The organism is Sphingomonas segetis, from assembly GCF_009720245.1.
Taxonomy (GTDB): Bacteria; Pseudomonadota; Alphaproteobacteria; order Sphingomonadales; family Sphingomonadaceae; genus Sphingomicrobium; species Sphingomicrobium segetis.
In genome coordinates, this window is sequence record NZ_WJSQ01000003.1 from 17,211 (window position 1) to 32,175 (window position 14,965).

The window sequence follows — 14,965 nt, forward strand, 5'->3', positions numbered from 1 at the left end:
TCTTCAACTCGCTACAAGCGTGACAATGGACCGGGGGGTTCACGTCACGCAACATGCGGTCGAGAGATTCGCCGAGCGTGTCGTCGCGTGCTCGCCAGCCGAAGCCACGGCGGCAATCCTCTCACACAGCAAGATCATTCGTGTTGCAGCCGAGTTCGGAGCGCGCACGGTCAAGCTGGCGAGCAAGCACCGCCTGGTCCTCGAAGGTCTGAACGTGGTCACGGTTCTGCCGGCGCGCATCATCGATCCGGCGAGCGGACGATGACCCTGCACAACCTCTACCAGACAAGCAGAGGCGAGCAATTCATGGGCGACGCTTGCGGAACGAGGGACGCGGCCGATCGCGTTGCCGCAGCAGCATCAACATTGCCGGTTGTCCGCAGGATCGCAGTGGTTCGCGTTCACCCGAAGATGATGCTTGAAGCCACGGTGACGAAGCTGTGAGCGATGGGCGTAAAATAGGCGAGAATAGGGGCAACGCAGGCAAGGGCCGCCCGAAAGGCGCTGTCAACAAAACGACCGCGCTGATGAAGGAGGCTATCTCGGCGGTCTATGCCGACCTTCAGGCGAAACAGCAGGAGGAAAGCGGCGAGGACAATCCTAACGCGCACTTCCTGCAATGGGCCATCGACAATGCGACCGAGTTCTACAAGCTCGCGGCCAAGCTGCTTCCACTCCAGATCAATGGCGACCTGAACATCAGCTCCCACGAGCAGGCGCTTGATGCTCTGCGCTGAGATGATCGACCCCGAAGAGATCGCCGTTCGGCAGAAGCTCAAGGATGACTTCGAGCACTATGCCTCGCGCTGCCTGCATATTCGGACAAAGGCAGGAAAGGTCGAACCGCTCACGCTGAACAAGGCGCAGCTCCATATCCACGAGAAGCTTGAGGAACAGCGGCGCGCCACGGGGAAGGTTCGAGCGCTCGTCCTAAAGGGCCGGCAGATGGGCGCTTCGACCTACATCGGCGGGCGCTTCTACTGGCGCACTACGCACAGCAAGGGCAACAAGACCTTCATCCTCACGCATGAGCAGAAGGCAACCGACAATCTGTTCGAGATGGTCGAACGCTACCACGAGCATTGTCCGGCACTGGTCCGGCCGCAAACGGGCGCATCGAACGCCAAGGAATTGAACTTCCCGATCCTCGATAGCGGCTATCATGTCGGGACGGCGGGATCGAAGGCAGTTGGCCGATCAAGCACGTTGCAGATGTTCCACGGTTCTGAGGTTGCGTTCTGGCCGAATGCGTCGGCGCACTTTGCGGGAGTTGTCCAAGCGGTCGCCGATGAGCCTGAAACCGAGATCATACTTGAGTCCACCGCAAACGGCGTTGGCGGCGAGTTTCATGCGCGCTGGCAGCAGGCGGAAGCGGGGATTGGCGACTATCAGGCGATATTCGTGCCTTGGTATTGGGACAGCGGATATTCGCGGGATGCGATGGGCTTTGTCCCCGAGGAGGCAGAAAGCGAACTGGCGCAGATCTATGGCCTGACGAACGAACAGCTCGCATGGCGGCGAAACAAGATCGCCGAACTTGGTGACGAGACGCTGTTCAAGCAGGAATATCCGTCATCGGCGTCCGAGGCGTTCCAGATGACGGGCCACGACGGGTTTATTCGGCCCGAGGACGTGGTTCGCGCCCGCAAGAACAGCATTGATGGCATTGGGCCGCTCATCATCGGCGTCGATCCGAAGCGCGAGGGATCGGATCGCTTCTCGATTGCATGGCGGCGCGGGCGTCAGGTGTCGAAGGTCGAGAGCGACTCCTCGCCGATCGAGACGCTCGCCGCCGCATCGAAGCTCAAAGACATCATCGACCGCGACAATCCGGAGCGCGTGTTCATTGACGTTGGCGGCAACGGTGCTGGCATCCACGATGTTCTGGCCGGATGGGATGAGCGCTACCGCAAGATCGTTCGACTGGTGAACTTCGGCTCAGCTCCGTTCAACCCGCCGCCACGCGACAAGGACGGCAAGGAAATGGCGGGCTACCTGAACCGCCGCGCAGAGATGTGGGGGCTATCGCGCGACTGGCTCAAGCAGGAAGGCGGCGCGGACATTCCCGACCTGGATAGCCTTCAGACAGACGCCTGCGCCCCGGAGTATCACTATCACCCGGTCAGTCAGAAGCTCGTGCTGGAAAGCAAGGAGCACATGGCGAAGGTCCGCAAGGTTCGTTCGCCTGACGAATGGGACGCGATTGCGCTGACGTTCGCCGAGCCCGTGCGTGAGCGACCTATCGAAACGGCGCGACCGGCTACGCCGCAGTTCGCCGGTCGCCCTGGTGGATGGATGGCTGGGCGATGACGCAGCTCACATATTTCGACGGCGAGACGCTGCGCGATGCGGTGACGCGGGAGCCTGTCAAAATACTCAAGCCCGATATGTGCGGAAGCTTGAGCGATCACACTTGGTCAGACGGTTTCAGGCAAGGCGTCTCGGCGGCGATAGCTATAATTGAGGAGCGCGAGCGCCGTGTTCATCATGGCGCGGGCGGCGCGCTTCAGCCTGACCGCACGATCGCTGAGATCAAGGGCAAGCTGCTAGCATGATCGCGCTCCGCAATCCCGCCCGCGCGCATCTGCTGTCATCGGCATCGCGCAAGGTCATCGGCATGTGCCTTTACGGCGCGCTGTTCGCGGTTGGGTTCAGCGTTCGATGAACGTCACCGCCGAATATATCCATGCCGGTGAGTCCCCGCGCGTTCGCCTGAGCGCCGGGGAGCATCACGTCACATTCAACGCATCCGATCCCGACGCTTTCGACGCGGCATCCGAAATGCTGCTCGAACGCTGCGCGGGTTTTTCCAAACATGACATGCTTCTGGCGACGGTGAGCGTCGTCGAGGGCGTTGCAAGAAGGATGAAGCGCCGTGGCAACTGACTTCGCCAAGGACGTTCGCGAGCGCTGGGAAGCTGCGGAGCGCGCCGATCACGACAACCGAGAGGAAGCCGTGACCGACCTCAAGTTCGCGGCGGGCGAACAGTGGGACGAGCGGGTCCGCGCCTATCGCGAAGGGACTGGCGACGGCCCAAGTGCGGGTCCATTCCCGCTCCCGTGCCTCACCATCAACACCATTCCGCAGTTCGTCGGGCAGATCGTTGGCGACCGCCGCGCAAACCAGACTTCGATCAAGGTTCTTCCCCGCGAAGATGGCGATGTGAAGATCGCGGACGTGCGCTCCGAACTGATCCGTTCGATAGAGCTTCAGTCACGCGCTGACCGGGTTTACGCAAACACCTTCGAGGCGATGGTCACTTGCGGGCTCAGCAACTTCCGCATCGACCTGGATTACGCTTACGACGACGCATTCGAGCGCGACTTGTTCATTCGCGCAATCCCGAACCCGTTGGCTGTCCAGTGGGATCCATTTGCTGGCGACCCAACTGCGCGCGACGCGGAATGGTGTTTCGTGTCGGACATGATCCCAAAGGACGAGTTCAAGCGGCGCTTCAAGGACGCCAAGGAATCATCGCTCGACAGCGCCGACATGAAGGAGTCTGGCTGGATCAACGAAAACGGCGTGCGCGTCTCCGAATACTGGACGATGACAGAAAAGCCCGTGACCATCGCCCTGATGAACGACGGCAAGACGCTCGACATCTCGAAGATGAAGGAGCGCGAATACAAGGGGCGGATGTTCCTCGACCAATCCGGCAATCCGCGCATCCGCGAGACCAAGTGCAAATATGCTTCAATGGTGCTGACCAACGGGTTCGAGGAGTTGTCGGACCCGTTCGAGCTGAAGCTTCACCGCATTCCGATCATTCGCTGCTCGGGACGTGAGGTGTGGATCGGCGACAAGCGCGTGCGCTTCGGCCTGGTGCGCTTTGCCCGCGATCCGCAGCAGCTCAAGAACTTTTGGCGCTCGGTCGTTGCCGAGATGCTCCTGAAGGCTCCGAGGGCGAACTTCATCGCGCCAGCAGGAGCTATTGCAGGGCGTCAGGGCGATTGGACTGACGTTCTCGAATATAATCCCTTCGATGCCAGCGGCGCGCCGCTTCCGCCGCCGTCCGCCGTCACGAACAGCAATCTCGCCGCTTACATCAACGAAGCGCAGATGTGCTCGAACGACATGAAGGAAACCACCGGCATTCACGAGGCCGAGCTGGGCATGAGGTCGAACGAGACGAGCGGAGTGGCAATTCGTCAACGCCAGCAGCAGGGCGACCTCGCGACGATCATCTATCACGACAACATGAACGCGGCGATGCAGGAAGCCGGCGAGGTTCTCAACGCGCTCATCCCGATCGTTTACGATACAGCGCGCACGGTTCGCACGGTCGGTTCCGACGACGCGGTGAAGCTGGTCCGTGTCAACGATCCCAATGCTGACGAGCATATCGACCTTTCGGTTGGGCGGTATGACGTAACGGTTTCGACCGGCCCGACCTATGCGACGCGGCGGCAGGAGGCCGGGGCTCAGTTGATGGAGCTTTCGTCACGCGCGCCGCAGCTCCTCGAAGTGGCCGGCGACCTGATCGTGGATACGCTGGACATTCCGAACGGGGACAAGATCGCGGAGCGGGTGAAGCGCGGCATGGACCCATCCATCCTGGGGGACGACGCGAACGACAACCTGACCGACGAGGAAAAGGCGCAGAAGCAGCAGGCGGCGCAGCAGGCGCAACAGATGCAGCAGATGCAGGCCGCGCTGGCGATGCGCGCCGCGACGGCTGAGACGGAACTGAAGGAAGCGCAGACGGAAGAGGCGAAGGCGAGAGCCATGCTTTCCGCAGCGCAGGCCCGTCAGGCAATGATGGGCGGCGACACTGGCCCCGATCCCGTTGCGATCCGCAAGCTGGAGATCGACGGCTACAACGCTGAGACCAATCGCATCAAGGCGGTGACGGCCAAGGACTTCCCGCTTCCGCCCGAAGCGACGGCAATCCTCGCGCCGATCGTCACCCAGGCCGTCATCAACGCGCTGTCGTCGCCCGATGTTCTCCCGGCGCATGTCGCGGATCACATCTCGAAGGCCGCGCTGCGCGATGGCGTTGTGGACCGCGCACAGGCCGATGCGAATGTGCAGGGCGCAATCGACGCCGCGAACCAACCAGATGAACCCGAAGGGGAAATTGCAGCATGACCGACGCACAGCAGCCGATTCCCGAAGAGTCGCTTGAAGGCATCGAATATGTCGGAATGACCGACGAGCCGAAGCCCGATCCGAAGCCGGAAGATGACGACACGCTCGAACTCACTGAAGAGGACGAGGTTGCGGCACCGGATGAGGGCGAGCCGGAAGAGGCCAAGAAGCGCCACAAGTCGGCCAAGGAACGCATCGGCGAGCTGACGGCCAAGGCGCGTAGTGCCGAGCGTGAGCTTGAGACGGAGCGGGCACAGCGCGCCGAACTCGAACGCAGGATCGCCGCACTGGAAAGCGGCCACAAGCCCGACGTGCAGCAGCCCGCCGCATTACAACCGCCGAACCCGAACGACTATGAGTTCGGCGAGGATGATCCGAAATATGATCGCGACCTGATTCGTTACGAGCTGAAAAAGGAAATTGCCGACGAGCGGGCTGCGGCGACCGAAAAGGAAACCGAGGCAGCGAAGAAAGCCCGTGCCAAGGAAGTCGGCGACAAGCTCGATGCCGACTGGCAAACGATGCAGGCACGAGGCGCGGAGAAATATGAGGACTTCACCGACAAGGTAGGGTCGCTCAAGGTTGCCGAGCCGATCCTTGCGTTCGCAATTCAAGCCTCACCCGTTGGCGACGAGGCGGCTTACTATCTCGCCAGCAACCCGCACGAGGCTGAGCTGATCCAGGCACAGATTGCGGCCGGTGATGTTATCGGGGCCGCAAAGGCGTTCGGCGAGATCGAGGGCGCATCACTCGACGCGGCTCCCGTTCGTCCGACCAACGGCAATCCGCTTGATCTCGCATTGTATGCGGGCCGTCTCAAGGCGTTCAAGTCCAAGGAGGCCAAGCCCAAGGGCAAGCTCGCCACGGACGCGCCAGAACCGCCGTCGCAGCGCGTTCGCGGGGCGTCGGGACAGTTCGAGCCGGATTGGTCGGACGAGAACGCGGACTTGAGCAAGCTCGGGAAGCTGCTCGGGTGAACGAGTTCCGCGCCCGCATTCGCCGCGTTCGCATGAAGGGCGGCGGTGCGGACGTGCATATCGTTGAAGGCTTCACACCGCCACCGGACGGCGATGAGAGTGTTGAGGCCACGCTTTGCAGGACAGCTCGCGAGTATGTCGAGGACGGCTCGCTCGCCGCATTCATGCTTATCGGCTTTGCGCCTGACGGGCGCGTTCTCTTCAACTGGCGCTACACCGACGACTGCCCAATGGCGCGAACGCTGATGCCGTCATACATGGCCGAACTTGCGCGCCGCTATGTCGTCACGCGCGAAGAGGCGAGTGCTCGGTTTAAAGACATGTTCGAGTGGGTCGAGTGACTGACCATATCCGCCTTGTGACCGAAAACGGGCAACCGGCGCTTACAGTCGGCCCGCTCGCCGATGTTGGGAGCGAGGCGCGAGCATTTGCCGACGAAGTGGATGACGGACAGCTAGGCCGTGTGGATTCGGCAATCGTGATTACGGCGGGCACGCAGCTCGCAACCCATTATTGGGGCCACGGGATGGACCTGATTACCGCGATTGGCGTGCTTGAGGCGGCGAAACAGCACATCGTGCGGAAGATATTGGGCGAGGATTAGCCCCGCCGCATTTCACTAACCTTCCAGAGCCCCGTCCCCTGCTATAACCACGCCCACGCGGCGGCGAGCCTTACGGGAAGGCAACCCGCGAACCGCGCTTGAGAACCAGGGCAGCGCACCCCGCACCCGCGCCCCGGTGAGAACCGCCCTTCGAGGCGCTTTCGCTCAACAATCGGGCCTCTGAGCCCTGACGTGGGGATTTTCTTCAATGGCAACCGTAACCGTCAAGCAGTCGGCGCTTGTCCTCAACACCTTCATGGCGAAGCTCCAGAACGAGCTGGTCGCCGCCGATGTCGTGACTTGGAAAGAGCACGACGCGGAGATGGATGACCGCAACGGAATGCAGGTCATCGAGCAGGTCGGCCCGAAATACAAGATCACCCAGACCTCGAACGGCGTGAAGGACTTGTCCTCGGGCGTCGATGACAGCGTGTTCGGCTCGGAAATCTTCAAGATCACCGAGACCTTCAACGCGAACATGGGCTGGGGCGATTTCGTCAAGATTCGCGACGTTGGCGAGGCTCGTGAGAGCGAGGCGCTGATGGGTGCTGCGGCCGACATGGCGAACGCGATCGACGCCTACGTTCTCGGCGTCGCGGTCAAATGCTCGAACTCCTGGGTCGGCACGCTCGGCAACAACATCGACGACACTGACGAGGTTGTGACCGCCTACACTCGCCTCCGCGAGCAGGGCGTTCCCGACAGCGATCTTCGCGCCGTGATGAACTTCAAGGACCGTCAGGGCCTTGGCGATCAGGTGTTGAACCTTGCGGGTCCGGGCGAAGAGGCGGGCAAGGCGCTCCGCACCGGCTTCTCGGGCAATGTCGGCGGGGTTCCGACGCTGTTTACGCAGCAGCTCCCGTCGCTCACGATGGGCAGCCGCGCCGGCACCATCCTCGTCAACGGCGCGTCGCAGAACGTCAACTACAAGGACGTGGCGACTTCGGCGGCTCCGGGCCAGTATATGACCCAGACCATCGCGATCGACGGCCTCACCGGGGCCACCGACACGATCAAGGCCGGCGAAGTGTTCACCATCGCGGGCGTCTATGCCTACGACAACCGCAAGCAGGCTGCTCTGGACTACCTTCAGCAGTTCACGGTGGTTTCGGACGCGACTGCCGCGACCAACGCGGTTGCCGCTCTCCGCATCTTCCCGGCGATCATCGTTGCTGGTTCGGGATCGGGCGGCGACGTGAACGTGAACACCGCTCACGCGACTGTCTCGGCGGCTCCTGCCGACAATGCGGCGATCACCTTCCTCGGAACGGCGTCCACGGCTTACACGCCGCGCGCCATCATCCAGAAGCAGGCGGTCGTCGTGGATACTGCCCCGCTGATCCTCCCGGCGACCGGGACGGCAATGCGGCGCAAGCTCCAGAAGGTGCCGCTCTCGGTTCGCATGTGGCAGCACAGCGACTTTGCGACGGGCGCTCACAGCATCCGCTTCGACTGCGCGCTCACGGCCAACGTCCGCGACCGTATGCGCGTCTGCCGCTTCAACGGCTCGTAACGACAAGGCGGGGCGGCTTCGGTCGCCCCGTCGCTTCCCCATCAACATAAGGAACAGCGGGAATGCACACACGCGAAGTCTGGTCCCCGAAGGCGATGGACGCCAGCGGCGTTCTCATCGGGGAAACGGGAGGCGCGGTCGGCGGCTTCCTCTGCACCAGCTCTACCTCTGGCACGCTCCAGATCATCGCCGGCATCGCATCGGACGGCACGATCGACATCGTTGCGGAAATGTCGGTTACGGCGGGGACATACTACCGCCTCGGCTATTATTGTTCGGGCGGGGCTTACGCGGTCCTGACTTCCGCCGCCGGCACGTTCCAGGTCTAAGCCTGTGACGCTTGCCAGCGCGATCATCACCCGCGCATATCGGCGGACGAACATCATCCCTTTGGTCGCCACTCCATCAACGGCGCAGCAGACCGAAGCGCTCGACATGCTCAACCCGATCATCCTCTCGACGATCGGCTATGAGGCGGGGCAGGAGCTGCGCGACCTCAACATCGGCGGCGACTACGATCAGTCGCAATCCGTCGCGACGTGGGTTCCGGAGAATAGCCGGCTGATCCTCAATCTGTCGTCGGCGGAAACGCTCAACCTCGATCCTCAACCATATGAGGGTCAGCGGCTCGCCTTTGCCGACGCCGGAAACAATCTCGCTACCTATAACCTGACGCTAGACGGCAACGGACGCACCATCGAAGGCTCGGCAACCCTAACCCTTTCGACCGATGGCGACACGCGGCAATGGCTTTACCGCGCCGACACCGCGAATTGGGTGAAGATCAACACGCTCGCTGAGTCGGACGAGATGCCGCTGCCGAGTGAGTTCGATCCCTATTTCGTGGCGATGCTCGCGATGGAGCTGAACCCTTCATATGGGCTCGGGATGACGGCGGAATCGCAGGCCGTTCTCAGCCGCACGCGGGCGCAAATCCAGGCGCGCTACCGCAAGCCGATGCGCCGGAACGAGCCGATGCTTGGCCTGTTCCATCAGAGGCGGGGTTATTATTCCGAGACCAGCACGGCCTTCAACTTCGGGAGGCCGTAAGTGGCCCTGACCAGCATCCCGCTCGGCATCCGCTCATGGGTCCGCAATCGCGGCGACGAGCCCGCTTGGGTGCTCACCAACCTGTTCTTCGAAACCAACCCCGGCAACGGCTCGGAGCATAGCGCGCTGATCGAACGGCCAGCATTGGTCAACTTCCTCGAAGCCGGGGATGGACCGGGGCGGCGGCTCTATCGCCAACCGGGCTTTTCCAATGGCGACCTGTTCCACGTCTCGGGGACCGAACTTTACAATCATCACATGGAAGTGAACCGCACGGTCACTTCGACGCAGATCGTCGGCCTGATCGACGGCGACGGAACACCCGACATGGCCGCGACCTATGATTACCTGTTCATCACGGATGGGGTGACGCTGCAATACACCGATGGTTCGTCCGACCTGGTTGCAATCGACACGCCTGACGACATTCCAATGGTCAGCCTCGACGTGTTCGACACTTATGTGATGTGCGTCCAGAACAACTCGGATCGCTTCTACTGGATCAATCCCGGCGAGCTGACGATCGACCCTCTGAACTTCGCCACCGCCGAGAGACTACCGGATGCTGTGTTGCAGGTCCGCGCGGTCGGCGATGAGTTTTGGCTGTTGGGTGAAAAAAGCATCGAGCCGTGGCGGGCTACGGGAGACCCTGACGCGCCGTTCCAGCGGATCGAGGGACGCCGGTTCGACTTCGGCATCTTCGACGGGACCGCCGTTCGCCTTCCCGATAGCAGCGTCATCGCGGTTTCGGATCAGGGCACGGTTTACAATATCGCGGGACAGCCCGTGCCGATCAGCGATCCCTCGGTCGCCGAGTCCGTGCGCGACGCGATTTTCGCGGCAATCGAGGCGGGGGCGTAACATGAGACTTTGGGAGGACGGGTTCGATCATTACGGGACGGACCCCGACAATCTGCTCGACGGCTCGTATGCTGCGAGCGGTAGCGCCATATCGATCCTCCCCTCGACAGCCCAAGCGGCAACGGGGACGCACTCATTCTTCTTCGGCGGCACGGCGTTCAATGATTTTGGCGCGGGCACGCTTCGCAAGGTGCTGACCAATTCGGTAACGGGCCTCGGCAAAACATGCCGGGTTTACATGCCCGCCTTGCCGACGAGCACGGTATGTTTTCCCGTCATCATGGCGACCCCGACGGCGGCGACCAATCGCTACCACATTGCGGTCGGCATCGATACCAACGGAGCATTCAAGGTCTATCGCGGAATGTTCCTCGGCGGGTCGAGTTCTAGCCCCGGAACCCTGCTCTACACTAGCGATCCGCTCCTCGTCGCGGGCGCATGGAACCACATCGAAATCCAGATCGGCTACAGCGACACCGCAGGCTTCATCCGCATTGCCGTCAATGGAGTTCACAGGGTCGAGCAGACGGGATTGGACACGCTTTACAACGCCGACCCTGTGCTAAGCGATTCGACGTTCATCTACAGTTCTTCGAGCGCGACCTCGGGGACGTTCTACTTCGACGATTATATTCTTTACGATTTCACCGGGGACAGCGCGGTCGATACCGATTTCTGCCCGCAAATGGATGGGTCGAAGCCCACCAACTATATCGGCGAACTTCAAGTGTGGCCGCTGTTTCCCAATGGCGACACAGCGGAAGCCGATTGGGCAAAATCGACCGGGACAAGCGGCTACGCGCTGATCGACGAACCTTCGCCAGACGATGCCGATTACATCTCCTCTTCGGCCGCCGCCGACCTTTCCGAGTTCGACCTTGAGGACTTGCCGGAAGAGATCACATACATTCGCGGGCTCGGCATCCACCAAAGGCTGAGCAAGTCGGATTCCGGCGCGGCGTTCACCAAGGCGGGCATGAAGTCCGTTGCCGCCACGACTGATGCCGACGAGCGGCCCATCACGGTAGCGCCGACCTACTGGCGCGACACTGTTGACGTTGACCCCAATTCATCGGCGCGATGGACGCGCGACAGTCTAAACGCGGCGTGGCTGCGTATGACGCGGAGTGTGTGAGGTTGTGCCGTGACCGACGCCCGACTGACCCAGGCGGTCGTTTATGCGCTGGCCGCCCAGCCGGCGGCGGAAGCGCGCCTATCGCAAGCGCCCGTGCTCGCCGTCTCGGCTGGCGAAACCTCGACCGGACTTCCGGTCTATGTGCATCAGGTCGTCGCCTATGCCCTGGTCAGGAGCAATCGTGACCGCATGGACCTGAGAGCATGGCCTTTGCTGCAAGACGATCATGTGTTCTACGGCCTCCAGCTCGGGAGCGCCGGCACCATCGTCGTTGACCGCCTCACCGGGCAATGGACGCGGTGGAAGTCGCCTGACCAGGCATATCTCCGCGTCAACGATGCCGTGGATTGGGAGGGCTACAACCTCGGCTGCGATACCGAAAGCGGGATCGTGTGGAAGTTCGACCCCACGGGGCGGCTCGACAATGGCGATACGCCAATCACTTCGCAGGTGACGGGGCAGGTGACGGTAAGGATGCGACAGGCTCGCCCCTGCTACATGGCCGAGCTTGCGGTGAGTGAAGCCGAGCCCTCGGCTGCGGGAACGACGATCAGCTTGAGGACGAGCGATGACGGCGGCGCGAGCTATGTGAACCACGGTTCGGTCACGGCGGAAGCGACCGGCACATCAACGCTGTTCCGCTGGTATGGGCTTGGGCTGATGACCGCGCCGGGGCGGATATTCGAGATAATTTCAACTGGATATTGCCGTCGCATTGACGGATTCGATTGCGAGCTTGGCGATGGCTAGCACGCAACTTTCGCCGCTTCATCACAACGTCCCGATTGTCGATCCCGAGACCGGCAACCCGACGCCGTTTTTCCAGCAGATGATCCAGCAGCTCCTGAATGAAAAAGGGGTGACGGACGATCTTGCCGATGGCGCGATACAGCCTGGAACGGTGACGACAAGCGGCCTCACAGCGGCGGCACAACGGCTGCTCGGTAACAAGGAATCGACGGCCGGCGCAATCGAGGAGCTGACGCTTTCACAGGCGCTCGACCTGATCGGCTCGGCCGCTCGGGGTGATCTTCTGTTTCGCGGAGCAGCGGGGTGGCAGAGGCTTGCGGCGGGGACCAGCGGACAGTTCCTCAAGACGCTAGGCGCCGGGGCTGACCCGGCATGGGATACGGCGGGAGGGGGGAGCGGTTGGGAGCTCGCCGGCTCGTGGGACCAGTCGATCGACGGCAACAAGACGAATATCGACTTCACGGGGCTCGGGGGCGCCCAAGACATCCTGCTGATCGTCCGCAACGTGACTCAATCGGTGTCAGGGCAGGTGGCTGCCCGCGTCAGCGTGGACGACGGGGCGTCGTTCTTCAGCACTTCCGGCAACTATGTGATCCCGACCACTGCCGGTGTCGAATCCAACAGCTCGGCGATGCTCGAATTCTTCACACCAGGGGCGACGGCGGCCAGGACGGGCGCGGCCATGATCCAGGCGGCCAATGTGAACGGCAGCCTGAAGGCGGGGCTTAACATCACGTCTTGCGCCAACCATCGCATCTTCGTCGGGTCAACCTCACCCATCAACGCGGTGCGGGTTTACTCCTCCGGCGACGGCACGATCGGCGGTGCCGGAGGGAAGATTTATTGCCTGGTCAGAAGGTAGCGGTCGTCCGGATGAGTCCGACGCGGCGCTCGATGACGGCGCGCCGAGGAAAGCGCTCTGCGATCGCTTGCCAGCATCGCTCCATGTCATCCGAGAAATTGATGTCGTCGAACAGGATATATCCGCCCGGTTTCATCGTCGGGAGCAATGTCGAGAGTTGCTTGAACACCCATTCGGAACGGTGGACGCCGTCCACGAATGCGATGTCAGCCTTTACGGACGTATGTAATTGATAACCCGTTCATTTGATATCGAGACTGCAAGAAATGCAGCGGCTAATGAAAGGCAATCCAGATAATCACCGCCCATAGGGGGATGCTCAGGATCACGCCGAGGACGTAGCCCTTGAAGAAGCGTGAGCCGACATGCTCCTGACGGGGGACAAAGGACTTGGGCATGGTCAGCAGACTCTCCTGTAGGAGCGGAGACGGGTGCTCTGACGCCACAAGCCGTAGCAACGGAGATACCCCGGCGGCATAAGAGCGGCGGCCGTGGAGCCGAGGACGGGGCGATGATCGACGATCAGCAGGTCAGGCCGCTTCGCCAGATCGGGTGCGACGATCCGGCGGGCATCAGGAAGAAGCGCGGGGTTCCTGATGACGGCATTGACCTGCCAGGTGGAGAACTGGTGCAAGCCCCATCGAAAGCCATGCTCCTCGACCATCGGCCATGCCGCCGATGGGTTGGAAGCGAGGACGATCACCGACGAACCGCGAGGGATGCCGGCGAAGTGGAACTCGGCTTCCGCGCGCCACGGGTTCACATAGAAGCCGAACGGCCAGCAGCAGAGGACCACCGTGCCGACGAGCAGCCCGTCCGCCCAGGGAGAGTCCCGAAGGCGCACGAGTTCGACGATGGCGGCCAAGGCAAGCAACCCGCGCGCCGGCAAGGAATGATAGGCAAAGCCCTTGTCCTGGATCAGCACGGCAGGGACGAACGCGAGCGAGGCGAGCACGAGCGCCCGCGTCTCGATTGATCCCTTTCGCCGTCCGCCCCACGCGCCGGCAGCGGCAAGGACGAAGGCGGCGGCGAGCATGATATAGTTCGGATGGGCCTGCCCGAATGCGCCGTAGAAGCGCATGACGATCGGTAGCGCGACCATGAAGTAGGCGGGTGCGAAGATTGGGATGGCGGCGGCATAGGCCAGCCCGCCAAGGGCCAGCGTCACGGTCTCAGCGCGGACGTGGCCGCCACGGTGGACGAGCAGCTCCAGCGCGAGCGGCACGAGCAGGAAGTGCGGCTTGAGGCAGATGCCGAGTGCGGCGAGCAGTCCAACCAGGACCGGGAAGCGCGGAGTTTCGCGGCGGGCGCGCGTGGCGACAGCGAAAACATACGGGATGGTGGCAAGAAGGGTGAAGTGCTCGCGCTGGCCGAAGTCATGGAGCGGGACCAGAAGTATAACGGCGGCGGCTGGCAGCCTGAACCGTGGCGGGGTCAGGAACAGAGAGACAGCCATCGTCGCAATGAAGAAGCCGATGACGGTCAGGCGCGGGTCTGCCCCAAGCGCGGCGAGCGGCTCGGCTATCCAGAACCACAGCGGCGGATTGACCTCGATGATATCGAGGTAAAGCTCGGCACCGCCAAGCATCTGTCGCCCTAGCCATATCTGCCAGATAGCATCGTGGGTGATGGGAAGCAGGAAGAGTGCCGGAGCGCCGAGTGCCAACACAACCCACGGCAGCCAGAACGCACGAACCGGCGGTGCGCTGACGATCGGTTCGTGCTTCACTCTGCCCCCAACTCCAGAACGCCGAGCGAGCCTAACGACAATTTAATGCTGCTGCAAAGGCATAAGCGCGAACCTAAATCACTTCATCGCCGTGCTACCGTGCCGGAATGAGCCATTTCGACCCGCAAACACCGGAAGAGACCGCTGCCCGTCTTGCAGACATTCGGACGAAGCTCGCCACGCGCACCAACCGCGACGGCACGCCCAAGGCGGGCTTCAAGGCCAATGTCGAAGCGGTCAAAGCGGAAATCGCACGGCTGGAAGCGCTACAGGGTGACGCCGCTTAGGGTCACTGAGCCGATAGAGCTTGCATCGCTCCTAGCGGCAAATGTCCCGAAGGAATGGCGTGACAAGCCTTTCTCAGCGACACACTGGCTTAGCGATCCGCGCAA

At 62.1% G+C, this 14,965-nt stretch carries 21 protein-coding genes; 18 read left to right on the top strand and 3 right to left on the bottom strand.

Translation table 11 applies throughout. The features are described from left to right. Positions 1–25 precede the first annotated feature (25 nt). The 17 genes from GH737_RS00650 (at position 26) to GH737_RS00730 (ending at position 12,844) form a co-directional block, all read left to right on the top strand. Positions 26–265 (top strand): hypothetical protein, encoded by a 240-nt coding sequence (locus tag GH737_RS00650; protein WP_155262932.1) that lies wholly within the window; start codon positions 26–28, stop codon positions 263–265. Next, on the top strand, positions 262–444 hold the full coding sequence (locus GH737_RS00655; protein ID WP_155262933.1) for a hypothetical protein: 183 nt from the start codon (positions 262–264) through the stop codon (positions 442–444). Before GH737_RS00650 ends, GH737_RS00655 begins: the two co-directional genes overlap by 4 nt. Before the next feature lie 83 nt (positions 445–527). Next, on the top strand, positions 528–737 hold the full coding sequence (locus GH737_RS00660) for a hypothetical protein (protein ID WP_155262934.1): 210 nt from the start codon (positions 528–530) through the stop codon (positions 735–737). Between the two features lie 394 nt (positions 738–1,131). Further along, positions 1,132–2,310 (top strand): terminase large subunit, encoded by a 1,179-nt coding sequence (locus tag GH737_RS00665; RefSeq protein WP_230558545.1) that lies wholly within the window; start codon positions 1,132–1,134, stop codon positions 2,308–2,310. Further along, positions 2,307–2,555 (top strand): hypothetical protein, encoded by a 249-nt coding sequence (locus GH737_RS00670; protein WP_155262935.1) that lies wholly within the window; start codon positions 2,307–2,309, stop codon positions 2,553–2,555. Before GH737_RS00665 ends, GH737_RS00670 begins: the two co-directional genes overlap by 4 nt. 106 nt (positions 2,556–2,661) lie before the next feature. Continuing rightward, on the top strand, positions 2,662–2,886 hold the full coding sequence (locus GH737_RS00675) for a hypothetical protein (protein WP_155262936.1): 225 nt from the start codon (positions 2,662–2,664) through the stop codon (positions 2,884–2,886). After that, on the top strand, positions 2,876–5,092 hold the full coding sequence (locus GH737_RS00680) for a portal protein (RefSeq protein WP_155262937.1): 2,217 nt from the start codon (positions 2,876–2,878) through the stop codon (positions 5,090–5,092). Before GH737_RS00675 ends, GH737_RS00680 begins: the two co-directional genes overlap by 11 nt. Beyond that, positions 5,089–6,069 carry a ribonuclease P Rpr2/Rpp21/SNM1 subunit family protein gene (locus GH737_RS00685; RefSeq protein ID WP_155262938.1) on the top strand — a complete coding sequence of 327 codons (981 nt, stop codon included), beginning with the start codon at positions 5,089–5,091 and terminating at the stop codon, positions 6,067–6,069. The genes GH737_RS00680 and GH737_RS00685 overlap by 4 nt, the downstream gene beginning before the upstream one ends. Beyond that, the gene (locus GH737_RS00690) at positions 6,066–6,410 is read left to right on the top strand and encodes a hypothetical protein (RefSeq protein WP_155262939.1); all 345 of its coding nucleotides are present in this window, start codon (positions 6,066–6,068) and stop codon (positions 6,408–6,410) included. The genes GH737_RS00685 and GH737_RS00690 overlap by 4 nt, the downstream gene beginning before the upstream one ends. Continuing rightward, a complete protein-coding gene (locus GH737_RS00695) occupies positions 6,407–6,673 on the top strand; it encodes a hypothetical protein (protein WP_155262940.1) in 267 nt (88 codons plus the stop codon). The genes GH737_RS00690 and GH737_RS00695 overlap by 4 nt, the downstream gene beginning before the upstream one ends. 208 nt (positions 6,674–6,881) lie before the next feature. Beyond that, positions 6,882–8,186 carry a P22 phage major capsid protein family protein gene (locus GH737_RS00700; RefSeq protein WP_155262941.1) on the top strand — a complete coding sequence of 435 codons (1,305 nt, stop codon included), beginning with the start codon at positions 6,882–6,884 and terminating at the stop codon, positions 8,184–8,186. Between the two features lie 62 nt (positions 8,187–8,248). Further along, the gene (locus tag GH737_RS00705; protein WP_155262942.1) at positions 8,249–8,515 is read left to right on the top strand and encodes a hypothetical protein; all 267 of its coding nucleotides are present in this window, start codon (positions 8,249–8,251) and stop codon (positions 8,513–8,515) included. Between the two features lie 4 nt (positions 8,516–8,519). Then, positions 8,520–9,236, top strand: a complete 717-nt coding sequence (locus tag GH737_RS00710) for a hypothetical protein (protein WP_155262943.1) — start codon at positions 8,520–8,522, stop codon at positions 9,234–9,236. Next, positions 9,237–10,097 (top strand): hypothetical protein, encoded by an 861-nt coding sequence (locus GH737_RS00715; protein WP_155262944.1) that lies wholly within the window; start codon positions 9,237–9,239, stop codon positions 10,095–10,097. It begins immediately after the preceding gene. Between the two features lies 1 nt (position 10,098). Beyond that, positions 10,099–11,232, top strand: coding sequence for a hypothetical protein (locus GH737_RS00720; RefSeq protein WP_155262945.1), 1,134 nt, complete (start codon positions 10,099–10,101; stop codon positions 11,230–11,232). A gap of 9 nt (positions 11,233–11,241) precedes the next feature. Continuing rightward, positions 11,242–11,982 carry a hypothetical protein gene (locus GH737_RS00725; RefSeq protein ID WP_155262946.1) on the top strand — a complete coding sequence of 247 codons (741 nt, stop codon included), beginning with the start codon at positions 11,242–11,244 and terminating at the stop codon, positions 11,980–11,982. A gap of 79 nt (positions 11,983–12,061) precedes the next feature. Further along, positions 12,062–12,844 carry a hypothetical protein gene (locus GH737_RS00730; RefSeq protein WP_155262947.1) on the top strand — a complete coding sequence of 261 codons (783 nt, stop codon included), beginning with the start codon at positions 12,062–12,064 and terminating at the stop codon, positions 12,842–12,844. Here the strand turns inward: GH737_RS00730 and GH737_RS00735 are convergent. The 3 genes from GH737_RS00735 to GH737_RS00740 all read right to left on the bottom strand — a co-directional run bounded on the left by GH737_RS00735 (position 12,834) and on the right by GH737_RS00740 (position 14,573). Continuing rightward, positions 12,834–13,049, bottom strand: a complete 216-nt coding sequence (locus GH737_RS00735; RefSeq protein ID WP_155262948.1) for a class I SAM-dependent methyltransferase — start codon at positions 13,047–13,049, stop codon at positions 12,834–12,836. The two genes, GH737_RS00730 and GH737_RS00735, sit on opposite strands and share 11 nt — an antisense overlap. A gap of 70 nt (positions 13,050–13,119) precedes the next feature. Beyond that, positions 13,120–13,242: a hypothetical protein gene (locus GH737_RS15960; RefSeq protein WP_275401937.1), complete on the bottom strand. Its 123-nt coding sequence runs from the start codon at positions 13,240–13,242 to the stop codon at positions 13,120–13,122. A 2-nt stretch (positions 13,243–13,244) separates the two neighbouring features. After that, the gene (locus GH737_RS00740; RefSeq protein ID WP_155262949.1) at positions 13,245–14,573 is read right to left on the bottom strand and encodes a hypothetical protein; all 1,329 of its coding nucleotides are present in this window, start codon (positions 14,571–14,573) and stop codon (positions 13,245–13,247) included. Positions 14,574–14,680: 107 nt separating this feature from the next. Here GH737_RS00740 and GH737_RS00745 point away from each other — a divergent pair, with 107 nt between their 5' ends. Further along, the gene (locus GH737_RS00745) at positions 14,681–14,860 is read left to right on the top strand and encodes a hypothetical protein (RefSeq protein WP_155262950.1); all 180 of its coding nucleotides are present in this window, start codon (positions 14,681–14,683) and stop codon (positions 14,858–14,860) included. Positions 14,861–14,965: the final 105 nt, after the last annotated feature.

Excerpts from the sequence above, each read along its gene's own strand:
- GH737_RS00705 (WP_155262942.1), top strand. The coding sequence starts at position 8,249 with ATGCACACACGCGAAGTCTGGTCCCCGAAGGCGATGGACGCCAGCGGC.
- GH737_RS00685 (WP_155262938.1), top strand. The coding sequence starts at position 5,089 with ATGACCGACGCACAGCAGCCGATTCCCGAAGAGTCGCTTGAAGGCATC.
- GH737_RS15960 (WP_275401937.1), bottom strand. The coding sequence starts at position 13,242 with ATGCCCAAGTCCTTTGTCCCCCGTCAGGAGCATGTCGGCTCACGCTTC.
- GH737_RS00700 (WP_155262941.1), top strand. The coding sequence starts at position 6,882 with ATGGCAACCGTAACCGTCAAGCAGTCGGCGCTTGTCCTCAACACCTTC.
- GH737_RS00660 (WP_155262934.1), top strand. The coding sequence starts at position 528 with ATGAAGGAGGCTATCTCGGCGGTCTATGCCGACCTTCAGGCGAAACAG.
- GH737_RS00655 (WP_155262933.1), top strand. The coding sequence starts at position 262 with ATGACCCTGCACAACCTCTACCAGACAAGCAGAGGCGAGCAATTCATG.
- GH737_RS00745 (WP_155262950.1), top strand. The coding sequence starts at position 14,681 with ATGAGCCATTTCGACCCGCAAACACCGGAAGAGACCGCTGCCCGTCTT.
- GH737_RS00730 (WP_155262947.1), top strand. The coding sequence starts at position 12,062 with ATGATCCAGCAGCTCCTGAATGAAAAAGGGGTGACGGACGATCTTGCC.
- GH737_RS00675 (WP_155262936.1), top strand. The coding sequence starts at position 2,662 with ATGAACGTCACCGCCGAATATATCCATGCCGGTGAGTCCCCGCGCGTT.
- GH737_RS00650 (WP_155262932.1), top strand. The coding sequence starts at position 26 with ATGGACCGGGGGGTTCACGTCACGCAACATGCGGTCGAGAGATTCGCC.
- GH737_RS00670 (WP_155262935.1), top strand. The coding sequence starts at position 2,307 with ATGACGCAGCTCACATATTTCGACGGCGAGACGCTGCGCGATGCGGTG.
- GH737_RS00720 (WP_155262945.1), top strand. The coding sequence starts at position 10,099 with ATGAGACTTTGGGAGGACGGGTTCGATCATTACGGGACGGACCCCGAC.